Raw genomic sequence first — 11,902 nt, 5'->3', positions numbered from 1 at the left:
CTCTTGTTTTTCTGATTAATAATAATAAGACAAAATAGTTCAAAAAACAACCTGATCACTGGAAATATCCTTTTTTGTTCCAGCGACCAGTTCCGGATCCTTACCAGACGCAGTCATCAGGAATGTTCATCTGCTGCGGCGTCACTCCACATTTCTTCCAGTTTGTAAAACTTACGTGTTTCTGAATGCATAACGTGTACCACCACATTCACATAATCTGTGATCACCCATTGAGATGCCTGGCGGCCTTCATGGTGATAGGGTGTTTCACCTGTTTTCTCTTTCACATGCACCTCAACATAGTCTGCAATGGCTTTCACCTGCGTGGTGCTGCCGGCTTCGCAAATAATGAAAAAATCAGCAACTGCTTCGGGAATTTTTCGGAGATCGAGAGAAATGATGTTTTCCCCTTTTTTCTCCTGAATGGCGTGGATGATAGCTTTGATGATCTTTGAGCTCTTTGTTAACCTTGCTACACTGCTACTTTTGCGACGGGTAGCTAACATTGAAAGTTGTTCCAATAATTCGTACTTTTTGATGATCAATTTTTACCGCTAATATCTACAACAGCGCAGGCACCGAAACGTTCACTTGGAATGCCTATTTTCGTTGTTGTCAAAAATAGTAATCTTTTGTCACATCCCGCTATCTTACACACTATTGGCCGGCCTTTGACCGTATTGCCTTCAGTTGACAGCACCAACAACTATGCCATGGCCCTGGCCATTGAGGGCAAAGCGAAGCACGGAGCAGCCTTTTTTGCCCTGGAGCAAACCGCCGGAAAAGGGCAGAGAGGCCGGCAATGGCTGACGGCGCCCGGCGACAATATCATTCTCAGCACCATTATCAAACCCGGTGAACTCCCTTTCTATCAGCAGTTTTTACTCTCGGCAGCCATGGCCCTGAGTTGTTATGAATTCTTTAAAAATTATGCGGGTGACGAAACCAGGATCAAATGGCCTAATGATATTTATTGGCGTGACAGAAAGGCAGCCGGCATCCTCATTGAAAACAGGCTGGAAACCGCCGGTGGGCAGGCCAGCTGGGAATGGGCCATCGTAGGAATGGGCGTAAATATCAACCAGGCCCGCTTTGATGGCGCTTTTAAAAACCCGGTCAGCCTGAAGCAGATCACCGGAAGGAACTTTGATGTGCAGGCACTGGCCATTACACTGTGCGAGTACCAGGAAAAATGGTGGAAGAAATTATCGGCTGGGGAAGGCCGTGATATTCTTCGCGCTTATCATGAAGCGATGTACAGGATTGGAGAGAAAGTAAAATTGAAAAAAGAAAACAGTGTTTTTGAAACTAACGTCTGTGGTGTAACCGAACAAGGTCAGTTGCATACAAAAGATGTAATGGACAGGTTCTTCGGAGTTGGTGAGGTGGAATGGATACCCGACTAAACCCAATACAAAATTTATTTCAAATAACAAGGGGAAAAAAAACGCAAAATCGCGTTTTTTTTCCCCTTGTTATTTCCCGGGTGCACATCATCTTTACAATGTCAACGATTCACGAACACTAAATGAAAACCTATGTAATATGGAAAGTAACCCAATGATCGATCTCAGGATCCATGACCTCTGTAAGAACAAACTGAAGCTCGGGGACAGCGATGCCGCCATCTTGAGTAAATGTGTTCAGATAATGTTTGCTGAGGAGCGCGAGCTCTTATTGAAACACTATTCCGAAATAGAGCGTAAGGACAGGAAGGAATTTGAGGAGGTGCTGGACCAGCGGATTGGTTATATGTCAGAGCGGGAAAAAAAGTTTCCCGGGGTGAATAGTACGGACATCATGCAATGGATGTTCACTTATTTTGCCTTTTTGATGGGTGGTATTGTGGCCATCCTGCTGATTTTACTGAAAAAATAATCACTTCCTTTTTCCTACGGTGAATACGCGCGAGATATTGAAGCCAAACCGTATATCCCCTTTCCAGAAATCGTCTGTAGTTCCTGTAATAAATGCCTTTTCATTCATCCCTGTAGCATTAGTGAAATGTAATTGAAATACGTGACCGCCGGTTTCGATATCGAAGCCGACCGCCAGCATGTCTTTGAAGCCTGTCTGCCTGCCGGATAGTACTGGTTGGTAATCCAGCATGAGGGCGGTTCTCCTGGTAAGCTTTAGCCGGGATCCGATCCCGAGCGCGAAAGTATTATTATGTCCATTGGCCGGCGCCAGGTTACGATGCACCAGTATCGGGTTCAGTTGCAGCGAGAAACTTTCTGTGAATTTTCTTCCGATGATGATCTCATGGAAATACGCAAGCCTGTCTTCGAAATCATAATTCAGTTCAGGGAATGCCCATGGAGCGGTATTCACGGTGATGCCGGACACCCATACAACAGAAACAGGTGAACCACCCGGATCATTGGATTGCCATATGGGCCTGTATTTGATGAAGGCGTCCAGCTCCTTGCCAACATTACTTCTGCCGAAGCCCGCCATCAAGCGGTTGCTCAGGCCGTAATCGAACCCTATGCGCGTATTGGCCTGGTCCAGACCGAAAAGATTTTTGATTCCGCTGTTAACCGTTCCGAAACGGTGGAGGAAACGTAAGTCCAGCACGCCTTTCCCAATAAACTCGATCGAGTGGTTGTTGATCACCCTCGATGATTTAAAAGCGTTGGTCACATGAGACCTGGCTGGCGGTTCCTCTTTCTTAAGTTCTTTGAGCAGGTCTGGCTCCTGTGCCTGTGCAACTCCGCAGGAGACCAGTATGGTTAATAATAATGTTCTGTATGCTCCGGACATTATGGCTCGTTTTGGTTATAAGTGTGAGGTAAAGATCAGTTAGCAATCATCGTGATCTTATTGCAGTGGCTGTAAAGAACAGTTCACTGCAATAGTCACGGTGTTAGAGAGATTATTCTTTACGATGGACGGTATCCTGATCTTGTAATCGGAGAGCAGGATATTGAAAGCAGCATCCGCCTTTATGTTTCCCTGCTGCACTGTGAGAGTTCCATCTGTAGTCAGTTCCTGTGTGATGCCGTGAATGGTCATTTTCCCTTTCACATTCACCGGATAGCTGCCGTCTTTGGACAGGTCAGGGAGCGGACTGCTGATCTGTCCTTTGAATTCGGCAGTCGGGTACTTGTCACTCTCCACGTAGTTCTCATTGAAGTGTTCCTGCATCAGGGCTTTTTTGAACTCGAAGCCCCTCATCAAAACAGAAAACTGGATCTGCCCAGTTTGAGCATCCAGTACGCAGGTAACTGTTTTGTTTTGTGCTTTTATTGTTTCAAGTATGCCTTTGGAGGAAAAAGATATCTGGCCCGTGCGGGTAAAGAACTTGCCCTGTGGGAAAGCGCTGCCCATCAACACCAGATAGAGTAACAATAAACAGATTCGTTGTTTCATAGTGTAGCTTTTTTCACGGAACAGTCAGGGTTTTCTGATCAATACGCCCCTGTTGAAAACGATCTCATCGCCCAAAAGACCCGTTTGGTCTTTACTGTACCCGTTAAGAATGCCTTTAATGGATACAACCATACCTTCTTGTATATCCGAAATTTCGTTCCATGTTCCATCCATGGAGAACCGGATCGAAGCAGTTTGAAGGGAATCGCCTAAAATGACCGACACACCATTATTGGTAGTGTCTACAGACTTAACAATACCACGCACCGCCAGGATCCTTTTCCTGTATTTTTTATCAGCAAGGGTATCATCGCCGGCAAACTCATGGATCAGGGTAAATGCGGTTAAGGTTTGATCAGGAGTTGCCAGCTGAAGGTCCTGGTTGGTGCGCTGGTATTGAAAATATCCGTAGAAGAACAGACCGAACAGGAGAAGCAGTATTCCGGGAAATAACCAAAATCGTTTTCGGGTAGTCATTCCTGTTAATTATTGGGACTGCCGGAATCGATCCAGCACACAATGCTTTTTATCTGAGCGTCTGTAAGGCTGCCTCCCTTGGGCATTTGGCGGGAGATCACAGCCGCCCTAATGCGGACGGATGCATTCTTGATCTGGTTGTAAGTGGTCAGCGGCCCGGGGCCATTGGTGCTCGCACCGTCATGACAACCACTGAGCTGGCAACTGGCCTGGATGATAGGTTGAACATTTGCGGAGAAGGTTTTAGCAACGCCCTCACAATTGACGCCGCCTCCTCCGCCACCGCCACCGGGGTCTACCGGATCTTCTTTTTTGCTGGAGCAACTACAATAGATCAGCAGGATCAATCCTGCGAAGATTGAAACAGGCTTGTTCATTTTTTTCGAATGTTGGTTCCTGTTTCTTACGAAGAACAAAATCATGAGGTTGCCTTGATGGCCACTGATCAATAAAAAATTAAGTTTTGGTTCCAGTTTTTTTTCGATGTATTCCTGGTTTGGTTTTTCTGAATTGGCATTGGTATAATCATGTCAGAAAAAATCCCTGCTCTGTCCAGAACAGGGATCCTTTTTACCCAACCTTTGAACAAAAGGTTTCTTAAACCAGTTCTTTCCAGGCTTTCGCGATCTCTTCTGCGTGTTGTTTGTTTTTGGGGCGAAGGAATATTTTGCGAATGATTCCTCTTTCATCGATCAAAAAAGTAGTCCGGTGCAGGCCCATATATTTTCTTCCATAGAGTTGTTTCTCTCCCCATACTCCATATTTATCGATAATGGTATGTTGGGGATCAGCCAGGAGTGTGAAAGGGAGTTGGTATTTGGCTTCAAACTTTTTGTGTGTCTCAATTTCATCCGGGCTTACGCCTAAAATCGTGAAGCCTTCGTTCTTCAGTAATGCGAAATTATCGCGGAGGTTGCAGGCCTGTACGGTGCAGGTAGGAGTATCGTCCTGGGGGTAGAAATAGAGGACCAGTTTTTTCCCTTTATAGTCGTTGAGAGATACGGAATTTCCATTCTGGTCAGTTCCTTTGAAAGCCGGCGCTTTATCGCCTTCCTGTAAGATCATGTTCGTTCTTTTTCAGAATTTATAGAGCTGTTTGTGCTGTTCTCCGGGAAACAGCCTATACAACGATTAGTAAAGCATGCAATTGATCCCGGGTTTCAGTTGCCTGGCTGGCCGGTTCCTTAAGAACCGCCAGCTGGGCGCTGATTCATTTACCGTGTGAAGGTAAAAGTTTTTGAAGTGGCGTTGCCTGCTTCGTCTTCGGCATAGATGGTTAGTTCATGTTTCCCGGGAGGACAATTTTCATCGAAGTGGTAAATAAAATTGCGGCCCTTATCATTGGTGAAGCGGAGCCATTTACCGTCCAGTGTGGGTCTTACGTTCCTGAACTTATTATTATTGTCTTTTATAGAGAATGATATCCGGGAGGCTTTGCTGAGATCTGCGCCATCTGTGAATCCGGCAGGAACAATGGTGGGAGGCTCTTCGTCAACCACCAACTGGTAAGTTCCAAAATCCCGGAAACGGGCGGAAGCCCAGTTGCTCTGCCATTCCACTTTCTGAACATCCTTCTTGTTTCCGGAGGTCCGGAGCATCACTGTTCTTTGCTGTTCTCCCGGTGTCAGGGACTTAGTTGGTTGAATCCTGACCAGGAAGGCTTCCTGGAGCGGAATATAACTGGCGCCGATCGAGTGTTGTGCGGAAACCGCTTGCGGGTTTGAGGCAGCCAACCTGTTGTACCGGATATGAACGGAATCATAAAGACAGCGCTCACCGATATAGAACTCACAGTCGTCCCGCTCGAAGCCATCCAGCATCAGCGGATAGAACATCGGATTGTTTGCGGAGTTGGCGGTTGCAGCCGAAGTTGTACCGGGTTTGTATCGTACGCGGCATTCCAGCGTTGAGGTATTGAGATAGGCATCTTTTACTTCGATCCGGATCTTATGGATCTCACCATCGCTCAGGTCTATCACACCTCCCTGCGATTGAACGTTCTTGTAAATGGAGTTGATATAGCCGGGAAGGTCGAAGAGTTGTTGTAGCCAGGGGCCGCCACCGGCCCTGGTCCGGTAATCGATATGTGCATTGAGGTAACGGGTATCGTTGTAGCTGATATTATCCATTTGAAAGCCAACCACCGGCTGCCCATCTACATACAAAATGGATTCAAAGATTCCATTCAGGTTGCTTGACCCTGTATGAGTATCAAACGCGCCGATGGCAAAGCCGATCCTTGGACTGGTAACAGTGATCAGTTCCGGGCTGGCTACATATCTGGAGCCACCTGTGAGTTTGACCGGGAAGATGCGGGTAGACTGCTCGTAAATGCTTTTGGTTCTGTCGTAGATCCCCATACGAAGTATGCGGGGAGCTACATTGTCTGTAAGCGGAAGTCCGAACAGCAGGGGATTGAGATTGACATCATCAGCCGTTCTGCGGACCTCGAAATGCAGGTGCGGCGCCAGGGACCCGCCGGTATTGCCGCTGTACGCGATAAAGTCGCCTTTCTTCACATGAAACAGGTTGGGAGGTGGTTCCAGGAAAATATGCCATGATTGCTGTTTGTATTGCTGTTCTTTGACCCATGCTTCCAATTGAGGGTTGAAGTCGTTGAGGTGGGCGTACAAGGTCGTGTAACCATTGGGGTGATTAATGTAAAGAGCGCGACCGAAACCGCCTGGCTCGATCTTGATCCGGGCAACATAGCCGTCCGCTGCGGCATGTACCGGCTGGTTCACTCTTTGCCGGGTTTTAAGGTCCAATCCCATGTGATAGTGATTGGGCCTGAGTTCCCCGAAGTTTCCACTAAGATCAATAGGTATTGCCAAAGGGTTTCTGAAATAACCTTTCGGATAAATCGCCGGAGTAAAAACCTGCGCTGTCAGCATTTCACTACAGAGTAAAAAAACGATCACCAATATTCGCATTGCTCAGCTTTTATTTAACAAAGAAGTTACAAAACTACTGAAAAGAGGTTGGGGGGCTGACCGTATCGGTTTGTTTGTATTAAACTAATATTAAAAATAGGAAAAGGAGGTTACCCGGCACAGGAATGGGTATTAATATGAAAGGTAGATGGACATTGGATTCCGCCGTGTTAAATTATCAAAAATACCCACTTAGTGGTATGCTTTTTTCTAAACTATGGAACAGCATTTGGCGTATATAAATTGTCTATTGAAATATATGGAAACATGATGGTTTAATTTCTACAAACTCGAGGTTATGAAAGCGATTATTAACAGGATGGTTTTACTACTTGCATTGACAGTAGGGTCGGTTGTTGGATTCTTCAAGGGAAATGAAGCGAAACAAAAGTGGATCTTCAAAATCAGAAGCAGTTTTGATGAGAAGAAGCATCTGGCGGAGCAACGCAGGGTTATTCGCCAGGGTGGAGTAGCGCTGGACGATATCGAGATAGCTTCTTTCCACAATAGCTGAAGTCAACTCGCTTAACGAAACTTACAAATCTGCATATAAGCCTTTACCGGTTAGGTAAAGGTTTTTTTATTGCCCGGACCGCCCGGGAATGCCTGTTTTTCTGTCTGTTCCGGCCTTTCTAAAAATTAATCCTCAAAATTCCTGCTGCTGCCTTACTTTTGCGCAATTTGTTTAGAAAAAAAAACAGCTCTTCAAAAAATGCCAAAAGACACTTCTATTAAGTCAGTGCTCATTATCGGATCAGGTCCCATCGTTATCGGACAAGCTTGTGAATTTGATTATTCCGGCTCCCAGGCTGCCCGCAGCCTGCGCGAAGAAGGAATTAAGGTCATTTTGATCAATAGTAACCCGGCTACTATCATGACTGACCCCATGATGGCCGACAAGGTTTACCTACTGCCACTGACAGTAGAAAGTATCGAACAGATCCTGGAAGAAAACCAGATCGATGCGGTTCTCCCCACTATGGGCGGTCAAACAGCCCTCAACCTCACTAAAGAGGCCGCTGAACTCGGCGTTTGGGAAAAGTACAATGTAAAATTGATCGGGGTAGACGTGGAAGCCATCGATACTGCGGAAGACCGTGAGAAGTTCCGCCAGCTGATGATCAGGATCGGCGTTCCGGTAGCCAACTCCAAAGTAGCCAACTCCCTCCTCGAAGGAAAGGAATATGCGCAGGAGATCGGTTTCCCCCTCGTTATTCGTCCCTCATTCACCCTCGGTGGTTCAGGCGGTGGTTTCGTTCACGACAAATCTGAACTGGAAGCCGCGCTGGACAAAGGTCTCAAAGCCTCTCCCATTCACGAAGTACTCGTAGAAAAGGCCCTGCTCGGCTGGAAAGAATATGAGCTGGAGCTTCTCCGCGACAAAAACGACAACGTAGCAATCATCTGTACCGTTGAGAACGTAGACCCGATGGGCGTTCACACCGGAGATTCCATCACAGTAGCTCCTGCCATGACTCTCAGCGATACCGCCTTCCAGGAAATGCGCAACCAGGCCATCCTGATGATGCGCAGCCTCGGCAACTTCGCCGGCGGTTGTAACGTGCAGTTCGCTATGAACCCTGCCACGGAGGAACTGATCTCTGTGGAGATCAACCCCCGCGTGAGCCGCTCTTCTGCCCTGGCTTCCAAAGCCACTGGTTATCCCATCGCCAAGATCGCAGCCAAACTGGCTATCGGTTATACACTCGATGAACTGAAGAACCAGATCACCATGACCACTTCCGCTTACTTTGAGCCGGCACTGGACTATGTGATCGTGAAAATGCCCCGCTGGAACTTCGATAAATTCAAAGGCTCCAATGATACCCTCGGCCTGCAGATGAAGAGCGTAGGTGAGGTGATGGCCATTGGAAGAAGCTTTGCGGAAGCTATTCAGAAAGCCTGTCAGAGCCTGGAGAACAACGCAGTTGGTCTCGGTTACTATGGCAAAAGCCAGATGCATGCAGAAGAGATCGTCGAGTACATCAAGACCCCAAAATGGGATCGCATCTTCAGGATCAAAGATGCCCTTATGGACGGTATCAGCGTTGGGACTATTTCCAAAGCAACCGGCATCGACCGCTGGTTTGTAAATGAGATCCAGAAGATCGTTGATACAGAGAAAGAGATCGCTAAATATAAACTCAACACTTTACCCGTAGAACTGCTGAAAACCGCCAAGGATCTTGGTTTCAGTGATCAGCAAATAGCGCTGATCATGCAGGATGGTAAAGATGAGGACGTATACGAAAAGAGAAAAGCCGCCAATATCACCCGCGTGTACAAGATGGTAGACACCTGCAGCGCGGAGTTTGAGGCCAAGACTCCTTATTTCTACTCTTCTTTCGAGAATGGCAATGCCAATGAAAGCAAAGTGAGCGACAAGAAGAAGGTGATCGTTCTCGGCTCAGGACCTAACCGTATCGGTCAGGGTATCGAATTCGACTACTGTTGTGTACACGGTCTGCTGGCGCTGAAAGAATGCGGCTATGAAGCCATCATGGTGAACTGTAATCCTGAAACAGTGTCTACCGACTTTGATATCGCCAACAAACTTTACTTCGAGCCAGTGTTCTGGGAGCATCTCTGGGAGATCATCGAACTGGAAAAACCAGAAGGGGTGATTGTTCAGCTCGGTGGTCAGACAGCCCTGAAGCTCGCAGAGCGCCTCTCTAAAAAAGGAATCAAGATCATCGGTACTTCCTTCGACAATATGGACATTGCCGAAGACCGCGGCCGTTTCAGCGACATGCTGAAAGAGCTGAAGATCCCTTACCCTGATTACGGTACCGCTTATACGGTTGACGAAGCCGTTGAGGTTGCCAATAAAGTAGGTTATCCTGTTCTGGTTCGTCCAAGCTATGTATTGGGTGGACAAAGAATGAGGATCGTGATCAACGATGAAGAAGTTGAAAAAGCAGTAGTAAGCCTGTTGAAACATATTCCGGGAAACAAGATCCTGATCGACCACTTCCTGGATCGTTGCCAGGAGGCTGAGATCGATGCGATCTGCGACGGTGATGAGGTTCATATCATGGGTGTGATGGAGCATATCGAACCGGCAGGTATCCACAGTGGAGACAGTAATGCAGTTCTTCCCCAGTTCAATCTTTCTCCCCTGATTGTTGAAACGATGGAAGAGTATGCCAGGAAGATCGCGTTTAAACTGAATATCCGCGGATTGATCAATATACAGTTTGCCATCAAGGACAACAAAGTGTATGTGATCGAAGCCAACCCGAGGGCATCCCGCACTACTCCGTTCATCGCGAAAGCCTACCAGATCCCTTATCTGAATGTAGCTACCAAGATCATGCTGGGTGAAAACAAGCTCCGCGACTTCAAATTCGTGAAACGCCTGAAAGGATATGCTATCAAGGAGCCTGTGTTCAGCTTCGAGAAATTCCCTGGAGTAAGTAAAGAGCTCGGACCTGAGATGAAATCAACCGGCGAAGCCATTCGTTTCATCAAAGACCTCCGCGATCCTTATTTCCGTCAACTGTACAAAGACAGAAGCATGTACCTGAGTAAATAGTTCAGGTCATAAATAGACAAAAGGCGTATCAACCGATACGCCTTTTTATTTAGGTCCCGGAGGAAACACTGAATGCGATTAAACTTCCACGAGACCGCGCCTGATAGCATAAAGTACCAGACCGATCCTGGATTTCACTTTGAGTTTCTCGAACAGTGCGTTTCTATAATCATCTACTGTTCTTGGGCTCACGTACATTTTCTGAGCAATGTCTTTATAGGTCATTTCCGAGCAGGCCCATTGCAGGAATTCCTTTTCTTTTTCATTGAGTACAACGGGTTCATCGGGAAGGTCGATGTCTTTATGCAGCCCACTGATCACTTTTCCTGAGATATATTCTGAGAGGTAAAAATCTTTTTGCCACACAGAATCGAGTGCCAGCTTGAGTTCATCGGGATCGGCATTTTTCAGGATATAACCTTTTGCTCCGAGACGAAGCATGCGGATGATGATGCTTTCATCAGTGAACATTGACAGGGCAAGGATCTTGATCTGCGGATAGTTTTTGTAGATCCATTTTGCTGTTTCGTAACCATCGATATCTGGCATATTTACGTCCAGCAGGACAATATCCGGCAGTACATTCTTTGCTATCTTATCTTTTACTTCCTTTCCGTTTCCTGCTTCGAACACAACCTGGTAGTTCTCGAACGAGCTGATGAGTCTCGCCAGTGCATTGCGCAGCAGCGTATGGTCATCTGCCACTCCTACCAGTATTTTTTTATCACCTGTCATGGTTATCACTTTCGCTTTCGGGAGGCAAAGCTAATTTAATGGTGGTGGTAGTGCCTTTGCCGATGATACTTTGCATATCGATTTCGGCTCCTACCAGTTTTGCCCGGTTGAAAATACTCTTTAGTCCGACACCGGAAGTAGAAGATACAGAATTTCTTTTTGCTTCGATGTCAAACCCTACTCCATTATCAGCCAAACGGAGAATAAATTGATGATCATCTGTAAAGTTGATCGATATATCCACTCGTGATGCCTGTGAATGTTTCAGGATATTATTGAGCATTTCCTGAAAGATCCGGAAGAGCATCACGGATTTTTGTTCATCGAGTAGTTGTTCATAGCCGTCGACAGTAAATTCTACTTCCACCAGCCTGGATTTGCGCAGGCTTTCCACTTCAAAGCTGATAGCTTCCACCAATCCGATTTGCGCGATCCTGTCGGTATGCAGGCTTTTGTTCAGACCGGCGAGATCGAGTACGGCTTTATTGAGTATGTCGCGTGCATTCTGGATAGGTTCCCAGGCTTCGTGCTGTTTGTCTACCGGCAGAATGGCCAGGGAGAGCTTTACAACAGACAGTGACTGACCAATATTATCATGGAGTTCCTGGCTGAGCATTTTAAATGTTTCTTCCTGGATTTCGAGTTGGGAACGGAGAGATTCTTGTTCAAAGAGATCCTTCAAGCGGGTCAGTTCCTGCTCTTGCTGGTGCTGCCTGCGTTGATAGGTGAAAAGAATAGTTACGATGAAACCTACCAGTAGCAGGGCCAGTAAGCCACCGATAATTATGATAAAATAAATTTCCTGACCCTGGTTCTCCATAAAACAGGAATGGTATATGAATTTAGGTAA

Annotated in this window: 13 protein-coding genes; 4 read left to right on the top strand and 9 right to left on the bottom strand. The window is 46.6% G+C overall.

What is annotated here, in order from left to right; translation table 11 throughout:
* Window positions 1-116: 116 nt before the first annotated feature.
* The gene (gene rsfS, locus D9Y29_RS13835; RefSeq protein ID WP_241237929.1) at window positions 117-506 is read right to left on the bottom strand and encodes a ribosome silencing factor; all 390 of its coding nucleotides are present in this window, start codon (window positions 504-506) and stop codon (window positions 117-119) included.
* Between the two features lie 126 nt (window positions 507-632).
* On the opposite strand from rsfS, the gene D9Y29_RS13830 reads away from it, so the two are divergent.
* Both D9Y29_RS13830 and D9Y29_RS13825 read left to right on the top strand, forming a co-directional pair.
* Window positions 633-1,406 (top strand): biotin--[acetyl-CoA-carboxylase] ligase, encoded by a 774-nt coding sequence (locus D9Y29_RS13830; RefSeq protein ID WP_241237928.1) that lies wholly within the window; start codon window positions 633-635, stop codon window positions 1,404-1,406.
* Window positions 1,407-1,545: 139 nt separating this feature from the next.
* On the top strand, window positions 1,546-1,878 hold the full coding sequence (locus D9Y29_RS13825; protein ID WP_127129102.1) for a hypothetical protein: 333 nt from the start codon (window positions 1,546-1,548) through the stop codon (window positions 1,876-1,878).
* On the opposite strand, the gene D9Y29_RS13820 is transcribed toward D9Y29_RS13825, so the two are convergent.
* The 6 genes from D9Y29_RS13820 to D9Y29_RS13795 form a co-directional block, all read right to left on the bottom strand.
* Complete coding sequence (locus tag D9Y29_RS13820) at window positions 1,879-2,763, bottom strand: DUF5777 family beta-barrel protein (protein WP_127129100.1); 885 nt, start codon at window positions 2,761-2,763, stop codon at window positions 1,879-1,881. It lies immediately after the preceding gene.
* Window positions 2,764-2,820: 57 nt separating this feature from the next.
* Complete coding sequence (locus D9Y29_RS13815) at window positions 2,821-3,372, bottom strand: YceI family protein (protein ID WP_127129098.1); 552 nt, start codon at window positions 3,370-3,372, stop codon at window positions 2,821-2,823.
* A gap of 24 nt (window positions 3,373-3,396) precedes the next feature.
* Window positions 3,397-3,849 (bottom strand): OB-fold protein, encoded by a 453-nt coding sequence (locus D9Y29_RS13810; protein WP_127129096.1) that lies wholly within the window; start codon window positions 3,847-3,849, stop codon window positions 3,397-3,399.
* A gap of 5 nt (window positions 3,850-3,854) precedes the next feature.
* Window positions 3,855-4,226 (bottom strand): c-type cytochrome, encoded by a 372-nt coding sequence (locus D9Y29_RS13805; protein ID WP_127129094.1) that lies wholly within the window; start codon window positions 4,224-4,226, stop codon window positions 3,855-3,857.
* A gap of 220 nt (window positions 4,227-4,446) precedes the next feature.
* Window positions 4,447-4,914, bottom strand: a complete 468-nt coding sequence (gene bcp, locus D9Y29_RS13800; RefSeq protein ID WP_127129092.1) for a thioredoxin-dependent thiol peroxidase — start codon at window positions 4,912-4,914, stop codon at window positions 4,447-4,449.
* A 149-nt stretch (window positions 4,915-5,063) separates the two neighbouring features.
* Entirely contained in the window at window positions 5,064-6,623 is a 1,560-nt protein-coding gene (locus D9Y29_RS13795) for a M23 family metallopeptidase (RefSeq protein ID WP_164735404.1), read from the bottom strand.
* Between the two features lie 457 nt (window positions 6,624-7,080).
* Here D9Y29_RS13795 and D9Y29_RS13790 point away from each other — a divergent pair, with 457 nt between their 5' ends.
* Both D9Y29_RS13790 and carB read left to right on the top strand, forming a co-directional pair.
* Entirely contained in the window at window positions 7,081-7,296 is a 216-nt protein-coding gene (locus D9Y29_RS13790) for a hypothetical protein (protein WP_127129088.1), read from the top strand.
* A 198-nt stretch (window positions 7,297-7,494) separates the two neighbouring features.
* Entirely contained in the window at window positions 7,495-10,317 is a 2,823-nt protein-coding gene (gene carB / locus D9Y29_RS13785; protein ID WP_127129086.1) for a carbamoyl-phosphate synthase large subunit, read from the top strand.
* A gap of 78 nt (window positions 10,318-10,395) precedes the next feature.
* Here the strand turns inward: carB and D9Y29_RS13780 are convergent, their stop codons facing one another.
* Window positions 10,396-11,052 (bottom strand): response regulator transcription factor, encoded by a 657-nt coding sequence (locus D9Y29_RS13780; RefSeq protein ID WP_127129084.1) that lies wholly within the window; start codon window positions 11,050-11,052, stop codon window positions 10,396-10,398.
* Complete coding sequence (locus tag D9Y29_RS13775; RefSeq protein ID WP_127129082.1) at window positions 11,042-11,872, bottom strand: sensor histidine kinase; 831 nt, start codon at window positions 11,870-11,872, stop codon at window positions 11,042-11,044. Before D9Y29_RS13775 ends, D9Y29_RS13780 begins: the two co-directional genes overlap by 11 nt.
* Window positions 11,873-11,902 lie beyond the last annotated feature (30 nt).

This window comes from Pseudoflavitalea rhizosphaerae, from assembly GCF_003991355.1.
GTDB classification, from domain to species: Bacteria; Bacteroidota; Bacteroidia; order Chitinophagales; family Chitinophagaceae; genus Pseudobacter; species Pseudobacter rhizosphaerae.
Note: the sequence above shows the minus strand (reverse complement) of the source record. Positions and strands in the feature narration are given on the sequence as shown.